21 protein-coding genes and 1 riboswitch are annotated in these 23,425 nt (G+C 43.4%); of the genes, 9 read left to right on the top strand and 12 right to left on the bottom strand.

From position 1 onward, the window contains the following. Window positions 1–822 precede the first annotated feature (822 nt). Window positions 823–4,089: a T9SS type B sorting domain-containing protein gene (locus ACZIX4_RS16465; RefSeq protein ID WP_463336739.1), complete on the top strand. Its 3,267-nt coding sequence runs from the start codon at window positions 823–825 to the stop codon at window positions 4,087–4,089. A 62-nt stretch (window positions 4,090–4,151) separates the two neighbouring features. Here ACZIX4_RS16465 and ACZIX4_RS16470 read toward each other — a convergent pair whose 3' ends face one another. After that, entirely contained in the window at window positions 4,152–4,595 is a 444-nt protein-coding gene (locus tag ACZIX4_RS16470; RefSeq protein WP_463336740.1) for a DUF4268 domain-containing protein, read from the bottom strand. Window positions 4,596–4,642: 47 nt separating this feature from the next. Here ACZIX4_RS16470 and ACZIX4_RS16475 point away from each other — a divergent pair, with 47 nt between their 5' ends. Continuing rightward, window positions 4,643–5,284 (top strand): NUDIX hydrolase, encoded by a 642-nt coding sequence (locus ACZIX4_RS16475; RefSeq protein ID WP_463336741.1) that lies wholly within the window; start codon window positions 4,643–4,645, stop codon window positions 5,282–5,284. A 40-nt stretch (window positions 5,285–5,324) separates the two neighbouring features. Continuing rightward, window positions 5,325–6,137, top strand: coding sequence for a lysophospholipid acyltransferase family protein (locus ACZIX4_RS16480; protein ID WP_463336742.1), 813 nt, complete (start codon window positions 5,325–5,327; stop codon window positions 6,135–6,137). Here the strand turns inward: ACZIX4_RS16480 and ACZIX4_RS16485 are convergent. The 5 genes from ACZIX4_RS16485 to ACZIX4_RS16505 all read right to left on the bottom strand — a co-directional run bounded on the left by ACZIX4_RS16485 (window position 6,134) and on the right by ACZIX4_RS16505 (window position 11,387). Then, on the bottom strand, window positions 6,134–8,242 hold the full coding sequence (locus tag ACZIX4_RS16485; RefSeq protein ID WP_463336743.1) for a TonB-dependent receptor domain-containing protein: 2,109 nt from the start codon (window positions 8,240–8,242) through the stop codon (window positions 6,134–6,136). The two genes, ACZIX4_RS16480 and ACZIX4_RS16485, sit on opposite strands and share 4 nt — an antisense overlap. 90 nt (window positions 8,243–8,332) lie before the next feature. Beyond that, the gene (locus ACZIX4_RS16490; RefSeq protein WP_463336744.1) at window positions 8,333–9,187 is read right to left on the bottom strand and encodes a TraB/GumN family protein; all 855 of its coding nucleotides are present in this window, start codon (window positions 9,185–9,187) and stop codon (window positions 8,333–8,335) included. Then, window positions 9,184–9,780: a hypothetical protein gene (locus ACZIX4_RS16495; RefSeq protein WP_463336745.1), complete on the bottom strand. Its 597-nt coding sequence runs from the start codon at window positions 9,778–9,780 to the stop codon at window positions 9,184–9,186. Before ACZIX4_RS16495 ends, ACZIX4_RS16490 begins: the two co-directional genes overlap by 4 nt. 8 nt (window positions 9,781–9,788) lie before the next feature. Next, on the bottom strand, window positions 9,789–10,283 hold the full coding sequence (locus ACZIX4_RS16500) for an RNA polymerase sigma factor (RefSeq protein ID WP_463336746.1): 495 nt from the start codon (window positions 10,281–10,283) through the stop codon (window positions 9,789–9,791). Window positions 10,284–10,325: 42 nt separating this feature from the next. Beyond that, window positions 10,326–11,387, bottom strand: coding sequence for a DUF3810 domain-containing protein (locus ACZIX4_RS16505; protein ID WP_463336747.1), 1,062 nt, complete (start codon window positions 11,385–11,387; stop codon window positions 10,326–10,328). Window positions 11,388–11,508: 121 nt separating this feature from the next. Here ACZIX4_RS16505 and ACZIX4_RS16510 point away from each other — a divergent pair, with 121 nt between their 5' ends. From ACZIX4_RS16510 to ACZIX4_RS16525, 4 genes are all read left to right on the top strand, one after another. Beyond that, window positions 11,509–12,975 (top strand): aminoacyl-histidine dipeptidase, encoded by a 1,467-nt coding sequence (locus ACZIX4_RS16510; RefSeq protein ID WP_463336748.1) that lies wholly within the window; start codon window positions 11,509–11,511, stop codon window positions 12,973–12,975. A gap of 159 nt (window positions 12,976–13,134) precedes the next feature. Further along, a complete protein-coding gene (locus ACZIX4_RS16515) occupies window positions 13,135–13,893 on the top strand; it encodes a LytR/AlgR family response regulator transcription factor (RefSeq protein ID WP_463336749.1) in 759 nt (252 codons plus the stop codon). Between the two features lie 119 nt (window positions 13,894–14,012). After that, the gene (pyrF, locus tag ACZIX4_RS16520; protein WP_463336750.1) at window positions 14,013–14,858 is read left to right on the top strand and encodes an orotidine-5'-phosphate decarboxylase; all 846 of its coding nucleotides are present in this window, start codon (window positions 14,013–14,015) and stop codon (window positions 14,856–14,858) included. A 132-nt stretch (window positions 14,859–14,990) separates the two neighbouring features. Then, a complete protein-coding gene (locus ACZIX4_RS16525; protein WP_463336751.1) occupies window positions 14,991–15,800 on the top strand; it encodes an ABC transporter substrate-binding protein in 810 nt (269 codons plus the stop codon). A 14-nt stretch (window positions 15,801–15,814) separates the two neighbouring features. Here the strand turns inward: ACZIX4_RS16525 and ACZIX4_RS16530 are convergent, their stop codons facing one another. Together ACZIX4_RS16530 and ACZIX4_RS16535 are read right to left on the bottom strand one after the other, a co-directional pair. Beyond that, window positions 15,815–16,252 (bottom strand): thioredoxin family protein, encoded by a 438-nt coding sequence (locus ACZIX4_RS16530; protein ID WP_463336752.1) that lies wholly within the window; start codon window positions 16,250–16,252, stop codon window positions 15,815–15,817. Window positions 16,253–16,550: 298 nt separating this feature from the next. After that, entirely contained in the window at window positions 16,551–17,267 is a 717-nt protein-coding gene (locus tag ACZIX4_RS16535; protein ID WP_463336753.1) for a DUF4197 domain-containing protein, read from the bottom strand. A 156-nt stretch (window positions 17,268–17,423) separates the two neighbouring features. Between ACZIX4_RS16535 and ACZIX4_RS16540 the strand changes: the two genes are divergently transcribed. After that, window positions 17,424–18,338 (top strand): phosphatase PAP2 family protein, encoded by a 915-nt coding sequence (locus ACZIX4_RS16540; protein ID WP_463336754.1) that lies wholly within the window; start codon window positions 17,424–17,426, stop codon window positions 18,336–18,338. Between the two features lie 124 nt (window positions 18,339–18,462). On the opposite strand, the gene ACZIX4_RS16545 is transcribed toward ACZIX4_RS16540, so the two are convergent. After that, window positions 18,463–19,200, bottom strand: a complete 738-nt coding sequence (locus tag ACZIX4_RS16545; RefSeq protein WP_463336755.1) for a DUF4197 domain-containing protein — start codon at window positions 19,198–19,200, stop codon at window positions 18,463–18,465. Window positions 19,201–19,517: 317 nt separating this feature from the next. Between ACZIX4_RS16545 and ACZIX4_RS16550 the strand changes: the two genes are divergently transcribed. Next, on the top strand, window positions 19,518–21,011 hold the full coding sequence (locus ACZIX4_RS16550; protein WP_463336756.1) for a catalase: 1,494 nt from the start codon (window positions 19,518–19,520) through the stop codon (window positions 21,009–21,011). 184 nt (window positions 21,012–21,195) lie between these two features. On the opposite strand, the gene ACZIX4_RS16555 is transcribed toward ACZIX4_RS16550, so the two are convergent. The 3 genes from ACZIX4_RS16555 to ACZIX4_RS16565 form a co-directional block, all read right to left on the bottom strand. Beyond that, entirely contained in the window at window positions 21,196–22,080 is an 885-nt protein-coding gene (locus tag ACZIX4_RS16555) for an EamA family transporter (RefSeq protein WP_463336757.1), read from the bottom strand. Between the two features lie 57 nt (window positions 22,081–22,137). Further along, a complete protein-coding gene (locus ACZIX4_RS16560; protein WP_463336758.1) occupies window positions 22,138–22,704 on the bottom strand; it encodes a pentapeptide repeat-containing protein in 567 nt (188 codons plus the stop codon). 66 nt (window positions 22,705–22,770) lie between these two features. Further along, the gene (locus ACZIX4_RS16565) at window positions 22,771–23,265 is read right to left on the bottom strand and encodes a DUF6265 family protein (RefSeq protein ID WP_463336759.1); all 495 of its coding nucleotides are present in this window, start codon (window positions 23,263–23,265) and stop codon (window positions 22,771–22,773) included. A 66-nt stretch (window positions 23,266–23,331) separates the two neighbouring features. Next, window positions 23,332–23,394: riboswitch (Fluoride riboswitch) on the top strand. The last annotated feature ends 31 nt before the right edge of the window (window positions 23,395–23,425 follow it).

Genomic DNA, 23,425 nt, shown 5'->3' on the forward strand with positions numbered 1-23,425 from the left:
ATTAAGCCTGTGTCTTTTAGACACAGGCTTTTTGTTTTTGGTATGATGCTGTTTGGTCAAAGACCTGGGTTTCTTTGTTGTGTTTTATCTTCGGTATGAGCATAAAATCTTTTTTGTTTATCTATGATGAATAGATTATTGTCTTTTTATACTTAGGGGAAAAATATACTCCGGTTATTATTCTTTTCTATATCGGCTTTATTTTCTTATTATACAGAAGATACGAATGGTAAATTTCAATTGTAGCTTTTTTGATTTTGTCATGATATTTCACGCGTATTTAACTGGTTGTTAATCTGTGATTTAACAAGATAAATCTTTTTAAATTTCTTATTTTTTTGACTTGCATTTTATATGTAAATAATTTCCTATTTATAATTTACTTGTTAAATATAATCTTTCGTTTATTTTTATTTTTTACTGATTTAATCCTCATCTGAATGCTAATTTCGCAGATTTTATTCCTTAGTATTTAAGCAAAGTGCTTAATACACAGTGTCTTTAAGATTTTTTTAACGACTAAAAACCTATAACACCGACAAAGTGTATGTCATTTAAAATTTAATATTATTCAGATAAGGGCTTAAATTGGTGTAATCTTAAAATTATTATCTCTTTTTCAGTGTTTTATGTCTTTTTGGCTATAGTTATAATTTAATTATTGTTAAAATTATCGTTGTATTATACTTTCAACATGCTAAATATCACTTTATTACATTGCTTCTTTTCATAAAATTGTAATGGGGAAATGCTAAAGCAATAAGCCTTTAGTATTTATGGATTCTTACAAAATTAATGAACAGGATTTAAAGGGATTAAAACATGAAGGGATTATTACGTTTACTTGCATTAGTTGCCTGTTTTACTACTACAGCATTACATGCGCAACTTTCGAACTTTACACTTAATGTGGTTAAAACTGATGAGACGTGCCAGGGCAACGGATCACTAACTTTTTCGGTTTCTAACATTACTGCCAATGCGGCAATTTTATATAAGGTATATAAGTTGCCTAATACAAATAGCCCGGTATCTATTCAGGCTTCATCATATCTTGGCGGACTTTCTTCAGGAACGTATAAAGTTATAGCGATACAGTCGTTAAACAGCTTGCAGAATACTAAAGAAACGCAGGTAACGATTCAAAAAAATATTGTGCCGTTCGCGTTTTCTGTTTCATCTACTAATAACAGTTGTGCGCAAGGAGGTAATATCAGCCTGACTGCTACTTCGGGCAGTATAGCTACCTGCGAAATTATTTCGGGCCCGGAAATTAGGCCGTTACAAACATCTACGTTATTTGCTAACTTACAGTCGGGTATGTATAATATAAGGGCTTATGATGAGTGTGGTGTAGGTAAAGTAAAAACATTTACACTATCAGTTATCAATGCACAACTGAACATATCTGACCCTACATTTGAGGATAATTTTTCTGCTCCTTGTGATTCTATTACTGTTGTAAATACAATTACACCATCGGCAGGGGTTATAAACTATCCTATTACTGTGAAGCACAATATTAGCCTTATGGAAATAGGCGGACAGAATATTGTAATCGAACAGACTTTTGAAACCGGTGATCCGGCATCTAAAACAGTTACGGCTGTTGTGCCAAGGCTTCAAACGGATTCATATACTTACGAACTATCTGTTACAGACAACTGTAATACAGTATATATGAAAGACGACAATGTGGTAGATCCAAGCCTTGGCCTAGTGTTAACTACTGGAGAAGCACCTTGTGCTGAAAAATTCCTTAAAGTTGTTGCGTCTAAATTTAAGGGGTCATTTACCGTAAATTTTATCAGCTATCCTGAAGGTTTTGACCCGGCTGCTTTTAATGCTACACCACAAGGACCATTTACCACGCCAACTGTTAATTACGGAAGTGCTACAAACCCTGTGCCTTTCGGTACTTATGTCGTGGAAATAACTGATACTTGTGGAAGGACTATAACTGAAAGCATCATTATTGAATTTATAAAACCGGTTCCTTCGGTAGGTGCATACAATAATGGTTGTTTTGCATTGTACGGTGGTATTAACGCCGCTGTACAGCCGCAAATGATTGTTACTGCTACTATTACCGCTGCACCTGCATCTTATACAGGTACTTTGCCACAAGACGTTACTGAGTTTATTAATGCTCAGGGTGTACTTAGGCTGACAGACTTGCCTTTAGGAAGCTACACAATAACTTTTATAGATAATTGTGGATTTGATTATGAAAAAACAGCCAATGTTCCGGTATACTCAGACAAAGGACTTGGACTTGCTGCCCTGCCTGGCTGTGAGGCACACTTTGGCTCAGCAAGGTTCAGGAGTGGAAACGGGAAGCTTATAAATGCCCAGATTACTCAGGCACCTGCTACTTTCGGGCAAACTATACCTTATGACGTAACTGCAGCACTGACTGCAAATGGAGAACTGTACATGGCAAACCTACCTGAAGGTACATACAAATTTATAGGTACTGACGAATGTGGCGTTACAGCTGAAAAGGAAGTAAACGTTGAAGGCTATTTGGCACCGTCAGTTCCTTTTGTATATACTCCAAACTGTGGCACGTTTAACGTAAAAGTTACTGATGATGGTAACGGCATGGAAGGTGCTACATACTGGCTTCAGAAATATTTCCCGGATACTGACAGTTGGGGCCATCCACAAACCGGTGGTACTTATGTAGAGGGCGAAGAGCCGGTTGCGGCTAATGCTATCAGGCTTTATAATAATGTACAACGATCTAACCTTAGCTACTCTGGTAAATTCAGGATAGTGAAGAAGTTTGAAACTTTTGGCGACGGTACTTCACAAAATGTAAAATGTGTAAGTGTGTTGGGTGGATTTGAGTACAATGAAGGCCTTTCTATAAGCACTGCTTATACAATGGCATGTAGCGGATCTCCAAGGGATGTGGTTATTGAATACACAGGTAACCCTACTTCATTTAAAATCATTAAAAAGAACGGTGTAAACTTTAATATTAACAATGGTTCGAGCAATGTTTTCCAGAACCTTGAGCCTGCAGAATATGTGTTCCAGGTACAGGATGGTTGTGGTAACGTACTTACTCAATGGTTTAACTCTGTAGACCTGCCTGCAATAAGCGCTGCACAACAGCCTGCTGATATGGTAGAATGCGGACAACCGGGCGCGGGTACTACGGGCCAAAACTTTAACCTGCCTTCTAAAGATGCCGAAATACTTGGGCCGCTGTACAGCTCTATGTATTCTATTACTTACTACCTGACTGAGATAGAAGCTGAAGCTGCCGAAAATCCACTGCCTGCTGATTACGCTAACGTAGAAAACGGACAGGTTATATGGGCCAGGCTACAGCACAACGAAATAGACATTTGCCATACCCTTACATCATTCAAATTGTTTGTGGGCGAAGTGCAAACTGTGGCTGTAGAAACTTTCGGTACTATATGTAACCAGGGTTCTGTAACCATTACTGCCGATGCCGGTTTTGATGACTATGTATGGAGTAACGGTGCTACAGGCCAAACAATAACAGTTACTGAGGCCGGTACTTATACAGTTGAAGCCCGCCGTAATTATGGCAACGGTTATTGTTCAGCCACTGCTTTTGCTGAAATTATAGAGTCTACTACTGCTAAGATTACCAATTTGGAAATTGCCGACTGGACAGATGACCATAATGCAATTGTAGTACATGTAGAAGGTCTTGGTGATTACGAATATTCTATAGACGGAATCAACTACCAGACAGATAACACCTTTACAAACCTGGAAACAGGTGTATATAGGGTGTATGTAAAAGATATTAACGGTTGTGGTGTTGCATCACAAGACGTAGCTTTGTTAAACTATCCGAAGTTCTTTACTCCTAACGGAGATGGTACACACGAAAAATGGCATGTTAAATATTCATTTAGGGAGCCTGATTTCTGGGTGTCTATCTTTGATAGGTACGGTAAGCTTATCACCACGCTTAATGCATCCAACGATGGTTGGGACGGTACTCTAAACGGCATCCAACTCCCTAGTACAGATTACTGGTTTGTGGTAAAAAGGGAAGACGGTCGCGAGCTTCGCGGGCACTTCTCACTGATAAGGTAATTTCGACATGGTTTAATTCCTTTAAAAAAGCCTTCTGTTCAGAGCAGAAGGCTTTTAGTATTTTAGGTATTTATCTCAAGGTCCCTTATGTAATCCTCATATTCGTAGAAGAAGCGTTCGAAGGCATCCATATTAAGGCTGAAGAACCTGAAAGTAGCTACCCAGCTGGCCATATTGTACAGGCTTATACCGGTAAGCTCTACCCATATACGGCTTATTACCTTGCCGTTTTCCAGGTGGAAATCACGTTCAAATATCGCTTCGGGCAAAAATTCTTCAAGCAATATGGTTTTTAAGGATTCTATCTTTTCGTAGTAAATGGTCCTTTTGTCGTCCTCTTTCGGCTCAATGTCCAGCATTACCTGTGCCTTTTTGTTGTCTACATAAAATTTAAACGACACATCTTTTATACGGGTGTTGTACAACAGCCATTTACGCGGATAAGCTTCCGAAAAGGCCGTCCAAAACTCCTTTTTCATCTTTTGGGCTTCGGCTTTACTAAACATAACAGTGTATTTTTTTGTATCTTTAAGCAATAGTTACTGCAAAAAGAATGCTTTTTTCTGAGTTTACCAATTATCTGCCCAAAATACTCATACAGCAGCTCCCTGCCCTGAATGCCCAGCTTATTATGGCACCTGAAGGGCGCAGGCCCACCATGCTGCCTGATTATTACCTGAAGCTTAACCCCAGGCGGTCGGCAGTGATGATGCTTTTTTATCCTAAGGATGGGCAAGCCACACTGGTGCTTACGCAAAGGCACAGCTATGCCGGTGTGCATTCGGCCCAGATTTCTTTCCCGGGTGGAAAGGCGGAGCTGACCGATAAAGACCTGGCATATACAGCACTGCGCGAAACTGAAGAAGAAGTGGGTATACCTATAGGGGACATCCATGTGGTGATGCCGTTCACCGAAATCTATATACCGCCCAGCAACTTTTTGGTATCGCCGTTTTTAGGGGTGTTGAAAAGTGAACCTGATTTTAAACCTTCACAGGCGGAAGTGGCTAATATCATAGAGTTGCCGTTAAGTACATTGCTGGACGACTCGATTATAGTTGATGCATCCATACAGACTTCCATGGACATGCAGCTTAATGTACCGGCTTTTAATGTAGATGGTAACATAGTATGGGGCGCTACTGCCATGATGCTGAGCGAGCTTAAAGAAACAATAAAAAGCGCACTAAAATAATTTCGTTTTTGTAAATTTGCTTCTTATTTTCTAAACAAATATGGGTTTATTTAAAAGAAATCCGTTCGGACATATATTATTCTTAAAACGGTGGATGATTTTCGTTTTTGGGGTGCTTACCCACCGCCGTTACCGTGGCTTTAACCGCCTGGAAATTGATGGCTCTGAAATACTGCGCGATTTACCGGATACCAATGTACTTTTCATATCGAACCACCAAACGTATTTTGCCGATGTGGTGGCCATGTTCCATGTATTTAACGCCAGCCTTAAAGGCCGCGAAGACAACATTAACAACGTGGGCTACCTGTGGAAACCAAAGCTCAACATCTATTATGTGGCGGCTAAGGAAACCATGAAGTCGGGTTTTTTGCCGCGTATACTTTCGTATGCAGGGGCTATATCTGTAGAGCGTACCTGGCGTGCCGGCGGTAAGGACGTGGATGTAAAACGCGATGTAAACCCTAACGATACCGAAAACATCAGGATAGCCCTTAACGATGGCTGGGTTATTACCTTTCCGCAGGGGACTACCAAGCCGTTTAAGCCCATCCGTAAGGGAACGGCACATATTATTAAGCAGCACAAGCCTATAGTAGTACCCATTGTTATAGACGGTTTCCGCCGCTCGTTTGACAAAAAAGGCCTCAGACTAAAAAAGAAAGGCATCTTTCAGTCGTTTGTAATTAAAGAACCGCTGCAAATAGACTACGACAACGAAACCATAGACCAGATTGTAGAGAAAATAGAATACGCCATAGAACAGCACCCAAGCTTCCTTAAGGTAATACCACTGGAAGTGCTTGAAGCCAACGAAGAACTTAACAAGCAGCGCAGCTGGGATGCGTATTAATTCCCTATTTTTTCCTGTGGTTTAGGGCTGTTGCTGTTCAGCAGGTCGGCTTCTTTTTCCGGTTTGTTTTTAGACGGTATTTTGTAGTTTAATGATATACCCACCCTGCGCGAATCGTAGCGGCTGGTGTATACCAAATCAGTACCCGCCATTAAAAACGCCTGCCTGTTCGTATTCAGCACATCGTTCATCCACAACGAAACCGATAGGTTATCGGATAAAAACTTGCGTGAAAAGTTGAAATCAAGCTGCTGCTGTAGCGGCTTTTTCGCTATGTAATAGTAGTAGTTACCATCTTTGTTAGATGTGTTGTAATTCGCTGTGAATTTTATCTTCTTAGGTAAAATAATTTGCGAAGAGAGGTTATAACTCCAAATGCCTTTAGTGTTTAGCCCGGGTATTACGTGCTTTTGGTTACCCGCATAAAAGTACAGAAAGTTAATTTCATCCGGGTTAAAATTGAATTCCAGTGTTTTAGCCAACCCTTCGGTAAACAGCATCAGGGGGATAGGGATACCAAAGTTAAAGTTATGCGTGGTGATACGGCGCAGGTTTTCGGTTATGCTTGCGGCGCCGTCATCGGTAACAATCATGCGGTTGATAATCTGGTTATCAGCATCGGTAACCGAGTAGTTTATAAAGAAATATTCAAAGGCATTAATACCCACCTCATAGTTGTGGAAGAAGGTAGGCTCCAGGTTCGGGTTACCGAAAAAGCCCACATTAGGGTTTTGGTAATTGGTGTTGTTCGGGTTTAACGAGCTGGTGTCGGGTAACTGTATTTTGTTGTTATAGTTTACCTTGGCATACACCTGATCCATAATGTTATACTGTACAGAGGCATTAGGGAACAACCGAGTTTTGTGGAATGGTATCAGGTCATCGGTATCAGTATTACCCTCCACATTATAAGATTCCAGCCTGCCGCCGACTATAATGTCAAACTTTTTATACGTGGTTTGCCCTTCCACATACGCCGCACCCGATGTCCTGCGGTAATCAAGGTTGGTAAGCCCGAAGCTTTTGGCATTGAAATCCAGTATATCGCCCAGTATACCGGTGCTTATCTTAGTCTTTTCAAGGAAACTTATTTCTTGCGAGTAGTCGGTTTTAAACTGGTAAAAATCCTGCAGGTTGTCGTTGTTTAGCAGCGTGGCCTGTGTAAGCCTTGAATCCTGGTCGAACTTATTATTCCCGTTGTTGTAGTTAAAACGGAAATCCAGTTTTTTCGTTACATCTTCAAAACGTTTCTGGTAGGTAAGCATCACGTCATGGTAAAAGTTTTTTGTAATACCTTTATCGTCTGATACAAACCCTTCGCCACTTGCGGCAATATACGTGTCGTTATTGCTGTTGCTAAGGTCATAATTTACCAGCATGCGGTCTTTCCCGAAATCAAATTTCAGCCCGGTTTTCAGGTAATAAAAGCGGTTAAACCTGTCGCCATAGTTATCGCTCAGCGTTATTTCATCGTTATAAAAACTGCTCTGCCTGTAACTTTCACTATAGCTTTGCCCGCCCTGTATCTGCCAGCTGAACAGCTTGTTTGAGGCACTTACCGTAACACTGTTGTTAAAGCGGTGCCTTGCCTTGTCGTAATTGGTATAGCTGTAACCCGAAGAATAGGTCGCTGTTAAGTATTTCTGCGCTTTTTTTGAAGTAATGATATTGATGATAGCACCACCTGATGTAGCCGGGAACTCCGCACCGGGACTGGTAATTACTTCCACTTTTTCCACCGAATTTGCAGGTAGTCCTTCAAGGTAGGCAGTAAGTTCGTTAGAGTAAATGTTCAGCGGGCGGCCGTCCATGTATACTTGGAGCTGCTTGCCTTGGTAGAGCATACCGGCTACTTCGCTTACTATAAGTCCTGGCAGTTTTTTTAGCCCCTCCATAAGCGAACCCGAATTAAGGCTGGATTGTTCCGAGAAATCGAAAATAGTACGGTCGGCTTTGCGCTCTACGGCCTTTTTCTTTTTTTCTACTACAACTTCCTGTAGCTCGGTTTGTTTCAGTTCGGTTTCTTTAATGCTGTCTTTTACGGTTTCCTGGGAGAATGCAGTAACAGAGCCGAGCAGCACTGCACAGCGTAACAGGTTTTTCATAACTGGTTTGGTTCTTTTGATTGATGATGATGATTGATATTCGGTTGCCCTCAGGGCATTATTCGGGATATATTACATTGATGAAATGTTTTATTTAACAGCCTCTACCTTATAACCTTTTTTGCGCAGTAACAGTATCACGCCGTTTTCACCGCCGAGGTGCGCGGCACCTACAGCAAAAAGGGTAGGGGTGGCTTTGGCAGCTTCCTCTATTTTTGGTATCCAGCTCTGGTTGCGCTCGGTAAGCAGTACATCGGCATGGTCGCCATACATCTGGTTGTCTTCGGCATCCATAAAATCGGCTATGGCTTTCAGGTCCTGGCTGCGGTACAGGGCATCCAGTTTTTTACCTTCTTCTTTTTGTTTTTCAAGGCCTTCCTTAGCCATATCTACCAGCTCTTTCATCTGCTCCTCATACGGGATAGCATCAAAAATAGCCATCTGTTTTTCTACCGTTTCCAGCCCGAAAACCTGTTCGTTCTGTTCTTTAGTGGCGCTCATCAGCTCCATTTCTATAGATTCTGCCGGGCAGTCCATCATTTTCGGGGCCATCATCATGGCTATAAGGCCGGGCTTAAAACTGTCCAGCAGTGTGGCAGGCATACCCAGGTTGGTATTCAGGAAATCACTAACCAGCTTAAAGTCTTCGGCGCTGGCAAGTGTACTCATCTTCTGGCCGTTTTTCATCATTACCCCCTGCATCATCTTGGCTTGGAGGGCAGGGTCGTCCATGTTTATTTCCAGGAACAGCTGTTTGGTGGCTTTCAGGGCATTTACAACACGCGGATCCAGTGTGGCATCGCAGGTGATGTGTATGGTGCCGAAAAGGTACGAAGGCTCTTTAAGGCCGTTGCCCGATATTTTCCAGACAAGTGAATTTTCCAGTTTTTGGCTGTAGCCAAACAGGGAACAAAACCCAAGTATAACGATGAATAACTTTCTCATAGGCCGGTCATTTTTTTCAGTTCGCGGTAGTTTTTGTTTAGTTTCTTAAGCAGCCTTCCGTACAGCAGGTAGTACATAAGGCCGATGAAACCAATAAGTATAAGTAGCGTAACTATGGTAATGGCCATTAAGATATTGGCATCTAAAGTATCGTCTGCATTTTGCTTGTTGAATAACATTACCCCGCACAACATGCTAACAGTAATCATACCAATGTTATAAATAACATAAGCCGTAACAATGCGCTTTACCCGGATAATATTGTTCAGTAGCCCTTTAACCGGTTTTTCGGCAGATATTTTCCGGTAGTTAAAGTAGAACAATACTATAAACGTGATTACTACAACGTAGTTAATGTCTTCTAATATATAAATAAAGCCCGGCAGGCTGCCGTAATCTGCTATACCAAATACTGAATTGGCCAGCGATAAAAGCCCCCAAAACGCAAACTCCAGTACGCTGATAATGAGTATCCATTTTACAATGGAAGACGAGCGCTTGTGCAGCATGGCATAGATATCGCCCTCAGAAACCTTCGGGAAGGTTTCCTCATTTTTCTGCCAGTGGCTTTTTAGTTTATCCAGTTCGTCCATATTCTTTTTTAGGGGTTTAATAGTTTTTTCAGTTTGCCTTTAATCCTGTTCATCTTCACACGCGCATTCACTTCGCTTATGCCAAGTGTTTCGGCTATTTCTGTATAGTCTTTATCTTCAAGGTACATAAACACCAGTGCTTTTTCTATATCGTTCAGCTGGTGCACGGCTTGGTAAAGCTGTTTTATGTGTTCCTCTTCCTCGTAGTTGTATTCTTCCTGGTTTACCCGGTGCAGCTTGGAGTCAAACTCTATGGTATTAATGCTGCGGCCTTTTTTGCGGTATAGGGTAATGGCGGTATTAAGGGCTACCCGGTAGGCCCATGTGGTAAATTTTGCATCGCCCCTAAACTGTGGGTAAGCTTTCCAGAGCTGTATGGTTATCTCCTGGAAAAGGTCTTTGTGGGCATCCTCATCGTTGGTATAGAGCCTGCACACCTTGTGTATCAGGTTCTGGTTTTCCTGGAGCTGTTTTACAAATTCCTTTTCTGCGTTTGCACTCATGCCGTATAGGTATGCTTTAAGGTTAAAATGTTACAGTAGGTGTTACAATTCTTTATCCTTGTAGTAATTAATAAGTAGGCCGGTAAACTTGCTGTAGGTTTCCATGCCGTCTTTCTGCTCATTAGCTTTCAGGTAGTTGTCGTATATGTATTCAAAAATATCCTCTATAAACGATTCGTATTTTTTACTGAAATCTTTACTCTCTTTAAAGTTTTTACGGATGCCTTTGTTTATCCCCTTAGCAATGCTTTTGGCCTTAGCCTCGTCAAATTTGGCAATATTACCCAGGCAATACCGTAGCGCAAAGGTGTACCCCGAGTATTTAAAATAAACATCATCGCTGTAGGTACTGGCCATAAACCCTATGAAGTTGGCCTCGCTTTCGTTGGCATAGCCTATCTGGTGGCTCATTTCGTGGCAGGTGGTAGTAGGGAAGTTGTACAAAGGAATTTTAATATTCACCTGGGCTTCGTTAGTAAACGGGTTCAGGTAGCCACCAAAGCCCATATACGACTGCGGTACACTCATAAGCGACGATTTAATGCTCTGGTGTTCATACGTAAAGTAGGGGAATGCCTTGGAGAGTTTGGCATAAGCCTGTGGCGAACGGTCGTATATTTCGCTTACGGTGTAGGGCATTATTACTTTTACAGTATCGCTATGGGTTATTTGCAGGTGCAGGGCATTGGTTTTGGTAATAAGCCTTTGGGTAAAATCGATAAGTTCGGCCTGGGTATATTCTTTTTCGATGCCCATTTTCTTGTAAAGCGGCATACGCCTGTAGTTTAGCGCCCAAAGCAGGGTAAAGGCAAAATACACTACCGACAGGCAGGCGGCTATACGCAGCAGGTTGGTTTTGTATTGCTTTCGCCAGGTTTTACGGGTTTTCCAGAGCCAGCGCAGGGCAAGGATTATGAGTACGGCATACATAATGTCGCCTACTGAAAAACCAATCCACCCCAGGAGTATACGCTCAAAACTGCTGATGTACGGAAAAATGCCGTTGCTATAATACTTCTCTACAAATTCAGGGAAGAACGAAAGTATGTTTACGATAATAATCTGTACGGGAAATAATATAGCGAGCAGTTTTGTACGGTTCATGGATTTTGAAAAATGGTTGAGTAAATATAAAGAGTATTTTTATTTAAGGCTAATCAACAGAAGTTTTTAACCCCTACCTTTGCAAAGCATTTAACAATGGACAACAAACAACGAACATAATATGAGTAACGAAATACGCAACCTGGAGCCAAAAGCGCTCTGGAATAAGTTTGCCGACCTGAATGCCGTGCCGCGTGCGTCAAAAAAAGAGGAACGCGTTATCGCCTTTATGAAAGATTTCGGCCAGAAACTGGGCCTTGAAACCACTGAGGACGAAGTAGGCAATGTAATCATTAAAAAGCCTGCCACCCCGGGAATGGAAAACCGCAAAACAATAGTGATGCAGAGCCACCTGGATATGGTACACCAAAAGAATGCCGATACGGTTTTTGATTTTGATACGCAGGGAATAGATATGTATGTGGATGGCGACTGGGTACGTGCTAAAGGCACCACACTTGGCGCCGATAACGGCCTTGGCGTAGCTACCATTATGGCTGTCCTTGAAAGCACCGATATACCACACCCTGCTATTGAAGCGCTGTTTACCATAGACGAGGAAACCGGTATGACGGGGGCACTTGGCCTTAAAGGCGGACTGCTAAACGGTGAAATACTGCTGAACCTTGATACCGAAGAAGACGATGAAATAGACATCGGCTGTGCGGGTGGGGTAGATGTTACTGCCGAACGCGGATATGAAGCGGAGGAAGTACCTGAAAATTCGCTGGCGTATAATATTACGGTAAAAGGCTTAAACGGTGGCCACAGCGGTATGGATATCCATAAAGGGCTGGGCAATGCCAATAAGATAATGAACCGCCTGCTGTTTGACGGTTTTGAAAACTGGGGGCTTCAGGTGGCTGAGATAAACGGTGGCAGCCTGCGCAATGCAATCCCGCGTGAGAGCTTTGCCAAAGTAATTGTAAGCGATATTTTTGACGGTGCTTTCCAGCTGGATATGCAGGAAATCATTGCCGATATTAAGGCCGAGTTTAAAACTACCGAGCCTAACCTGCAAATCCTTATAGAAAAGGCTGATGAGCTGCCTGCAAGTGTTATGAACCTTGGTGTACAGGAAGGCCTGCTGCGTGCTGTTTATGCCGCGCACAATGGCGTATACCGCATGAGCGCCGATATGGAAGACCTGGTAGAAACCAGTAACAACATAGCCCGCGTTATTGTAAAAGACGGTAGCGTGTATGTGGGTTGCCTTACCCGTTCGTCGGTAGAGACAAGTAAGTTTGACCTGGCTAATGCCCTGCGTAGCGCGTTTGAGCTTACCGGTTGTGAGGTTACCTTTGGCGGTTCGTACCCGGGCTGGACACCAAATGTAAACTCGCCTATACTGGAAGTGCTGAAAGATATTTATACCAAACAAAACGGTACTGAGCCGCACGTGGTGGCCTGCCATGCCGGGCTTGAGTGCGGTATTTTGGGCACGAATTACCCTGATATGGACATGATTTCGTTTGGTCCTACAATCAAAGGTGCACACAGCCCCGATGAGCGCGCCGGCATAGCATCGGCACAGAAATACTGGAAATTTGTATTGGAAATTTTAAGTAATATCCCGGTTAAAGGGTAACTTTAATATTGAGATTAAACCTCCAAGAACTTGTAGGTTTCTAATAAAATAATAGGATGCCCCTGTAATTATGCAGGGGCATTTTTTGTACCTGCATTCCGGTTTCCACAATTCAAATAAAAATTTTAGATTGCGGTATCCAAACAAAACCCACAGACAATGAACGTAATCATCATCGAAGACGAAAAACCCGCAGCGCGCCTGCTGCAACGCAAGCTTGCCAAATTCGGTCTGGAAGCCACCACCATGCTGCACTCGGTAGAGGAATCGTTGGAATGGTTCGGCAGTAACCCGCAACCCGACCTGATTTTCCTGGACATACAGCTTAGCGACGGGCTTTCGTTTGAGATATTTGAAGCCATGCCCATAACCAGTGCGGTGATATTTACCACGGCCTATGACGAGTATGCCCTGCGTGCCTTTAAACTGAACAGTATTGATTATCTGTTGAAACCCATAGACGAAGACGACCTGGAAACGGCTGTAAATAAATACAAGGAGCGCCTGCCGAAACAGGAACCTGTGTCGCTGGACTTTGACCAGATAAAGCGCATGCTGGCCGGCGGTACTGCCGAAAAGGTGTATAAAAAACGCTTTACCATAAAAATGGGGCAGCACCTTAAGATGATTAATGTGGAAGATATTGAGTGCTTTTACAGCGAAAATAAAGGTACCTACGCTCATACTACAGACGGACGCGATTACCTGCTGGAAAATACTTTGGAACAACTGGAAACAGAACTCGACCCTAAACAGTTTTACCGCGTAAGCCGTAAGTTTATCGTATCGGTTAATGCTATAAAGGACATACTGGTATATACTAACAGCCGCCTGAAGGTGGTGCTGCCTACGTATAAGGATGACGAAGTAATCGTTAGCCGCGAACGGGTGAACGACTTTAAGGAATGGCTGGGGTAGAGAGAATGTGGTAGTTCGGTGATGCGGTTATTTGGTTATTCGAAATTTTTGAATCTTTAAATCTTTCAATCTTCTAATCTAAAGCGTACTTTTGCATCCGTAACTGCAACACAAACAACATGACTACTGAACAACTTTATTCTCAAATTCTTGCAAAGAAATCGTTCCTGAGTGTAGGACTCGATGTGGACCTGACCAAAATCCCGCCGCACCTGCTGGAAACCGAAGACCCTATCTTCGAATTTTGCAAGGCTATCATTGATGTAACACACGACCTGTGTGTGGCTTACAAGCCGAACACCGCTTTCTTTGAAGCGTACGGACTTAAAGGCTGGCAGGCCCTTGAAAAGACCATTGCCTACATCAATGAGAAACATCCTGAGATATTCACCATAGCCGATGCAAAACGCGGCGATATAGGCAACACCAGTGCCATGTATGCCAAGGCTTTCCTTCAGGATATGGATTTTGACAGCATTACCGTGGCCCCGTATATGGGTAAGGACAGCGTGGAGCCATTCCTTGCGGTAGAGGATAAGTTTACCATACTGCTCGCACTTACCAGTAATGAAGGTGCTTTCGACTTTCAGACGAAAGATGCCGGTGGTAAGGAACTGTATAAAACAGTGCTGGAAACCAGCAAAACCTGGAAAAACAGCCGGAACCTTATGTATGTGGTAGGCGCCACCAAAGCTGAATACTTTACCTCAATACGCCAGATAATCCCTGACAGCTTTATCCTGGTGCCCGGTGTGGGCGCGCAGGGCGGTAGCCTGCAAGATGTATGCAAGTACGGTATGAACGATAAGGTGGGGCTTTTGGTTAACTCATCGCGTGGTATTATCTATGCCTCTACAGGGGAAGATTTTGCTGAAAAAGCCCGTACAGAAGCACTGGCCATGCAGCAGGAAATGGAACAGATACTGGTATCTTCAAGGCTGAAAGCGCTTAAATACAATCTTTAATTTTGTTTCAGGTTTCAAGTTTCAGGTTTTTTTACAGTTGTGTATGGACCAAACTCAAATGGATACAAGAAACTTTAAACCTGACATGGATTCGACAGGATGATCTGAACGAAGCTAAATTTGGAACAAATTATGAAAACATACGTTGATCAACTGGGTAATTCCATAGCTCTTGAAAAACCGCCTGTGCGCATCATATCGCTTGTGCCGTCGCTTACAGAACTGTTGTTTGATTTGGGGCTGGAAGACCGCATTGTAGGCATTACCAAATTCTGTGTACACCCATACCACCTGAAATCTACCAAAGAAAAAATAGGCGGTACCAAAAAGGTACAAACGGAAAAGATCCGCCTGTTGCAGCCGGACATCATCATTGCTAATAAGGAGGAGAATACCCGGGAGATTGTGGAAACCCTGCAAGGCATAGCCCCGGTGTATGTTACGGACATCAATTCGATAGATGATACCCTGCATGTGATTGCCGAGTTTGGCAAACTGTTTTCAGTACGCACGCAGGCACAGCAATTAATAGACAAGATAGTATTTGGCCGTGCCGATTTTGCCAGATTTATGGAGGGCAGGCCGTGGCAGCGTTCCGCATATTTTATATGGAAAGACCCGTATATGGCAGCCGGTAACGGTACGTTTATAGACGAAATGCTGAAACTAAACCATTTTAGCAATATCTATGAAGCCCGTGAGGAACGCTACCCCGAAGTAATAGCACAGAAAATGCGCATACAAGGCGATCCTGAGGTTATTTTCCTGCCAAGTGAACCCTATCCGTTTAAGGATGAAGATGCATTTGAGTTGGGCCGCTTTACCCACCATGCCAAGACCGTTTTTGCCGATGGCGAAATGTTCAGCTGGTACGGCAGCCGTATCATTAAGGCGTTTGGGTATTTTAAGGAATTACAGGAACGGACTACTGAGCCGGTGTAGGTGTTTAGGGTATCTTACCTCCCCATTTTATCCAGCAGCGATACATACTCCTCGGCGGTGTCCAGGTCTTCATAGCCCTGCTTGTCCAACTTGGCGCCGTTTTTATCCAACAGCACTACAAACGGAAAGAACCCGTCGCGGTTGTACTTTTCTGCGAGGATTACATTTTCGGCATTCACGTTAAAAGGTTCGGGCATGCCTTTCTTCTGCGGGAAGTCCGCACGGAGTAGTACCCATTTCTTTTCGGCTTCGGCCTTAAAGGCATCGCTGGCCCACAACAGTTCGTCAAGGCGCATGCAATTGGCGCACCACCCGGGGCCCGAGAAAACAAGTAGAATTTTTTTGTTGGTGGCCGCTGCTTCTTTCTTTGCAGCATCGAGCGTGGTATACCATTCCTGGCTGAATCCTACCGCATAAGTCAACAAGCACAAGGCAATAAGCGACTTTTTCATCCTGCACAATTTTTTAACAAATGTAATAAAGTACAGCAATTATCAAAATATTATTTGATAAAAAAAATGTGAAAAAATCATTGTCCTGATGAAGATTTCGTAATATACATTCTGTCAACCCAAAGCAGATTGTAAATGTGCTATGTAAACATAAAAAATGCCGCGACTTTACAGAAGCGGCATTTTTCTAACTAACCCTAACCAAATGTGAGAAAACCATTTTATTAAACCGCAAATTACTTAAAAAGCTGCGGAAAATATGTTAAGGTTATGTTATATGTTGTTGTAATACAAATGTTTAACTTTTATTGTCCTGAAGTGCAAAAACACGTTGCAGCAGCGTAGAGGTACGTGCCGAAATATTAGTACGTATTTCCTTCTCTTCTACGGCTATCATTTTAAATACACCTTCCAGTGCTTTATTTGTCGTGTAATCTGTAAGGTCGGGGTTTACCTTTTTCACCAGGGGCAGGGCGTTATATTTTGTAATGATATTTGCCCAGACTTTATCGGCACCTACTTTACCGAACGATGATTTTATCACCGGGTTAAACTTGGCATACAGTTGCGTCGTGGTCGAATTTTGCAGATAGGTGGTAGCCGAACTGTCATTACCTAACAGTATATTGCGGGCATCATTAAAAGTTATGTTCTTTACTGCCGATACAAATATAGGCGTGGCTTCCTTTACAGCATCTTCAGCGGCGCGGTTCAGCATTTTCAGGCCTTCATCAGCAAGGCTGCCCAGGCCTACCTTACGCAGGCCACTGTCTACTTTTTGTAATTCTTCGGGCAACAGGATTTTCACCAGCTGGTTTTTATAAAAACCGTCGGTAGCGGTAAGTTTGCTTACTTGTTTTTCTATGCCTTTGTCTAAAGCCTCGCGCAAGCCTGAGGCAATATCAGCATTGGTAACGCCCACGCTTTGTGGCAGCTGCTGGGCCACCTGTTGTAATTCAGCACAGCCCGAAAGGGTAAGGCACAATGCGGCTACAGGTATAATGAGTTTTTTCATTCCGGTGTATTTTTGTACCATAAAAGAAAGGCTTTTTACAATACAAATGCATAAAGATTGTGATAAATTTCTGCCAAAATATTGTTCTTGATCAATGCCGGGGCAGTAACCATTATATTATCTTTGCGTAAGCGAAACCATAAACTGCTCCTACCCATGAAAATAAACCTGATGTATGCCATAGTTATGGCTTTGTTTTTTGGTACTGTGCTTTCACCTGTACGCGCACAGGTAGCTACAGACAGTACCGCTGTTACTGCCACAACCATTGTTACCGACACCATAACCGAAGCGCCTGAAAACGGAAACTTCGGGCACCGTTTTGCGTACGATATGGGTAGTATTTACCACAGTATACTATTTACCGCTACCGGACCGGGCCGATGGGATAAAGGTGATTTTATTACCGCCGGTGCATTCATAGGCGGCTCAGGGCTTTTGCTATTGGCCGATGAAGATGTGGCGCATTATTTCAGGGAGCAGGGCGAACGGGTGCCTTCAGGTTGGCACAAGGCAGGCTGGTACATGGGTAAGCCACAATACAACTATACCTTCAGCCTCGGGGTGTTTGCTACCGGGCTGATTACCAAAAATGAAAACATAAGGCGTACCAGTGTGTTAATCATTTCGGCTGCTACCACAGCAGGTGTTATGCAAACCATATTAAAAAAAGCTACAGGCCGTGCACGTCCGGGTGTTAATGAGGGCAACCTGTCTTTTAAACCGTTTGATAAGGGTGAGGGGTACCATTCATTCCCATCAGGGCATACCATACTTTCTACTACTGTGGTGTATGCTATATCTAAACAATTTAGCAATCCGTGGGCTAAAGCAGGCGTACTAAGTGTAGGGTTACTTACGCCGGTATCGCGTATGTGGGACAATGCCCACTGGATTAGTGATGTAGCTATAGGTGCGGGTTTGAGTATTATTTGTGTGGAATCTGCCGACCGTTACCTGAAACTGAACGGCCGCTATGCGCAGGACAGGCTGGCCGACCCACACCGCAAAAAAATATCATGGAACTTCCAGGCCGGGTATAATACCGTTGGGATTACCGGAACCTTTTAAAAACATAAAGCCTTTCCATTTCGAGCGAAGCTTTAGCGGAGTCGAGAAATCTCGTTTTTAATATTTTGAGATTTCTCGGCTTCATTGCATTACGCTCGAAATGCAAGAGCAATTATAACACTGTTTATTTACTATCCTGCAGGGCAAAAACCTTTTTAAGCAGGTCGCTTGTACGTGAATTTAGATTGTTTCGTATGTCTTTTTCCTCTACGGCTATCATTTTAAAAACACCTTCAAGCGCCTTGTTTGTGGTATAGTCGGTAAGATCCGGGTTTACCTTGGTTACCAGCGGAAGGCTGTTGTATTTGGTAATAATTTTTTTCCAAACCTCTGTAGCGCCCACCTCATCAAGCGAGTTCTTTACTACCGGGCTGAATTTTCCGTACAGTGGGGTAGTGGTGGTGTTTTGCAGATAGGTGGTAGCCGAGTTATCGGCACCCATAAGTATGTTCTTGGCATCGGTAAACGACATGTTTGTTATGGCATTTACAAATATCGGCGTCGATTCCTTCACGGCATCTTCGGCAGCGCGGTTAAGCAGTTTTATGCCCTCATCGGCTAGGCTGCCCATACCTATCTGGCGCAGTTTTTTGTCAACCATTTGCAGTTCTTCGGGCATTAAAATCTTTACTGCCTGGTTTTTATAGAAACCGTCTACAGCGGTAAGCTTGGTTACCTGCTCACTCACGCCTTTGTTCAGCGCTTCTTTAAGTGCCGATGCAATATCGGTATTGCTAAGCGATGAGGTGCCGGTGGCAGTGCTTACTTTTTCCTTGGCTTTTTTAAGCAAATCTTTTACCTGTGCGTGGGTTGTGCCCGAAACAGCCACAATAAGCAGGGCCGGTAACAGTATCTTTTTCATAATTATAATTTGTATTTTCAAAGGTAAACCAAAAACCGTACCTCAACGTGGGGCTTTACCTCATAAAATTTGCCATACTCCGCATTTACCCCATTACATTAATGGAGTATAGCGTTACTTTGACATGTGAATTCACGATATGTCGTTCTTTTGAAATTTTGTATTGACGCTTAGTTGTTGTCTGTTAATATTTTAGTAAATTGGTAAGAGGTTTGGCAATGGTGTTATAGCTATAATCAATGGTAGTTTGAATAATCAAAATCTATTGGTGTTTAGATTTGCATAGGTTTAATAACAATGAATCAATCGTATACATTATGTCACAACAAAAACTTACTACAGCATCGGGCAGGCCTTACACAGAACATGAGGACTCCCAAACCGTAGGCCCGCGCGGCCCCATACTGTTACAGGACTATATCCTGCACGAAAAAATGGCGCACTTTAACCGTGAGCGCATCCCGGAAAGGGTGGTACACGCCAAAGGTTCGGGAGCTTACGGTACATTTACTGTTACACATGATATTACAAAGTATACACGTGCTAAGATATTTGGCGAAGTTGGTAAGCAGACACCTATGTTCCTTCGCTTTAGTACGGTAGGTGGCGAAAAAGGTTCGGCAGACAGTGAGCGCGACCCGCGTGGGTTTGCCCTAAAGTTTTATACTGAAGACGGTAACTGGGACCTTGTAGGAAATAACACTCCTGTATTTTTTATAAAAGACCCTAAGAAGTTTAGCGACTTTATCCATACGCAGAAACGCGACCCGCAGACGAACCTGAAGTCGCCCACCATGATGTGGGACTTCTGGTCGCTTAACCCCGAAAGCCTGCACCAGGTAATTATCCTGATGAGCGACAGGGGTACACCGTACGGCTACCGCCACATGCACGGTTTTGGCAGCCATACGTTCAGCTTTATCAATAAAGACAATGAAAGGTTTTATGTGAAGTTCCATTTTTTAACTGCACAGGGCATTAAGAATTTTAATGATGCCGAAGCAGCCGAAATGAAGTCGAAAGACATGGACTTTGCACAGCGCGATTTGTTCGAACATATAGAAAACGGCAACTTCCCTAAGTGGCACCTAAAAATACAGGTGATGACTGAAGCAGAGTCTAAAACGTACCACATCAATCCGTTTGACCTTACCAAGGTGTGGCCGCATGCCGATTATCCGCTGATTGATGTAGGCGAAATAGAACTGAACCGCAACCCGGACAATTACTTTGCCGATGTAGAACAGTCGGCTTTTGCACCGGCGCACGTTATAGACGGTATAGGTTACAGCCCTGATAAAATGCTGCAAGGCAGGCTGCTGAGCTACCCCGATGCACACCGTTACCGCCTGGGGGCTAACTACGAGCAGATACCGGTAAACCGTTGCCCGTTTGCAGTGCGTAACTACCAGCGCGACGGACAGATGAGGGTTGATGGTAATGGTGGCAGTACGCCAAACTATTTCCCGAACAGCCTTGACAATGTGGTTGTAGACCAAAGCTATAAGGAGCCTGCATGGGAACTGGATAGCCTGGTGGCGGACTGGTACGACCGCAATGCTGAGGGTGAAAACGACCACTACACCCAGCCGGGTAACCTGTTCAGGCTGATGGATGACGAGGCGAAGCGCAATACAATACACAATATAGTAGGTGCCATGAGCGGTATTGCCGGCCCTAAACGAAACGAGATTATAAACCGTCAGCTGTGCCACTGGTTCAGGGCAGACATAAGCCTTGGCCTGGGTATAGCACAGGGATTACAAATACAAATAGACCCTGCCATGATGGGTGGCGGGCATCAAAAATAATATTGGCCTTAGAAGGTTAATAATTGGTTGGTTGGTTTTTTTGAAAACCCTGCTCTCTCAAGGCAGGGTTTTCTCTTTTATAGCCTCACCCCAACCCTCTCCAATGGAGAGGGAGCAGCTTCACTCAGCAAAAAAATCCGTGAAAATCAGTGATTACGCAGTATCTGTGTCATCTGTGTTCCAATTAAGCCTTGTTTACGGAATAATTCCCCACATTAAAAATGATTATGGAAACCACGATAAGCGCATACGAAACCAATTGTATGGGGGTAATGGCTTCATTATAATAAAATGCGGAAAGCCCGAAACCGATAAGTGGGTTCAGGTACATAAGTATACCCAGTGTAGAGGATTTGATGCCCTTTAGTGCAAACAGGTTCAGGAACATCGGGATGATTGTAAAACCTACAGCAATCAGGCTTATGTAGCCATAGAACTTGGGTTCCTGTGGTACGTTGCCACTGTATATAAAATAGAAAGGCAGCAGCATAATACCCGTAAGGGTAATCTGTACGCTGAGCAACACAAACCTGTCAAAACCGGCAAATTTCTTTTGTAATACAAGGTATAGCGCATACGAACCCGCCACAAGCAGGCTGTAAAACAAATCGGCATAACTGCCTACAGACAGCAGTGCGCAACCTGCAACGCTAATCAGCACGGCGCCCCACTGTATTTTACCCAATTTTTCGCGCAGTATAAAATACGCCAGTACAGTGGTGAGTATGGGGCATAGCATATAGGCCAGTGATGCAGCCTTTACGCTGATGTGGTTCATTACGAAGATAAAGGTAAACCAGTTGGCCACCAGCATCATCGAGCTGATGAGTGTAAGCCATAGTATATTTCTCTGCTCTCTTTTTTCCATCGACCTGAAATACTGAAGCGTATCTGCAAGGGGTTTCCTGCGGAAGAGCAGGTTTAGTGGCAGCATCAGGGCTACACAGGTAAATATGCGGAAAAACAGTATGTCCTGAGACGGATAATCGTGTAGTGGGCGCAGCACAAAGCTAAACATGCCCCAGATAGCGAAGGCGGTTATGGCTGCGGCGTAGTATTTAGAGCGCATTTTCTGTTGGGTAAAATTACGCCGCAAAGGTATTGCATTTCGCCTTAAAAAAGCAGGCTACTCTATATCTATCTTGTACTTATGCAGCAGGCCGTCTATATTATCGCGGCTGAAACGGGCTTTTTTAATATGGTTGCTTTCGGGGCAAATGGCAAAGTTATAGGCGCTGCGCAGGTCGGCCTTTTCCAGTACGGTACGGTCGAACACAGCGTTTTCGAGGTCGCATTCGGCGAAGCAGGCCCCGGTAAGGTCGGCTTCGGTAAAATCGGCTTCTGAAAGGTCGCAATGAATGAACTTTGTGCCTTTTAGCTTCATTTTGTAAAACGATGCAAGGTCCATAAGGCAGTGGTCAAAACTCACACTGAATAAAAACAGGTCGCATCCGCTGAAGTTGAGCCCCAGCAGCTTACACTCCTTAAACTCACATTCCTTAAAAGCGCTTCCGCCTATGTGGGCATTGCCCATATTACAGCTTACAAACGTGCAATGGCTGAATACAATACCGCTGAGGTTGGCATTCTCAAAGTTGCATCCCGTAAAGGTACAGCTGTCGTATTCTGCTTTGGCAAGCGGGTTGTCGGTATAATCCTTCTTTTTAAAATCAAGGTCGGTAATCAGTTGCATGGTCACAAATAAAGTGCTAATGTATTCAAAAAAATAATGCAATGCTGAAGATGAGAATACCGATTATTACTTCACCTTTTTCATCGGGAAGGTTTCGCTTGCAGGCTTACCCTTTTGTGTACCGTAGATAACCGCAACAAGTGAATCGGGCTTCACCTGTGTGTACACAATCTTATTAGGGTAATCGTGTTTAGGGTTTTCAAATACCATTTCGGTATCGGTAATTTTTGTCAGGTCAAAGCGTACGGGCTGTTCGTTATTTTGTCCGGGTACGGTAACGGTGTAGGCCATTTTCCCTGCCGTATCATCCAGCACTACCGTTTCAGCAAACAGGGTGTCTTTACCCGAAATGTAATAGCTTGCTCCCTTTAATACCGAGTCATTTGCTTTTACCCACGTTTCCTCATACAGCCCGTCTTTAGATGGGTTTTCCCAACGTCCCAATAACCATTCGGCTTTGGTAATCTGCTTATCAGGTGCAGGGATTTCCTGTTTTTCTTTTTTGCACGAAGCGGTAAGCAATCCTAAAGCGATAAAAGTGGTGAAAAGGGTACGGTTCATGGTATTTCTTTTTATGCAATTTAAGCAAAAAATGAGATGTATCCACAAACCAAAAAATCCATATATTTGCTATACGGCAATGATGTCTGCCCCGAACCGCCCTAAAAAGCTGATGACGTCTACTTAACCGGCTTATGCCGCTGTAGATGTATTTTAGTAA

This window comes from Flavobacterium niveum (genome assembly GCF_055231775.1).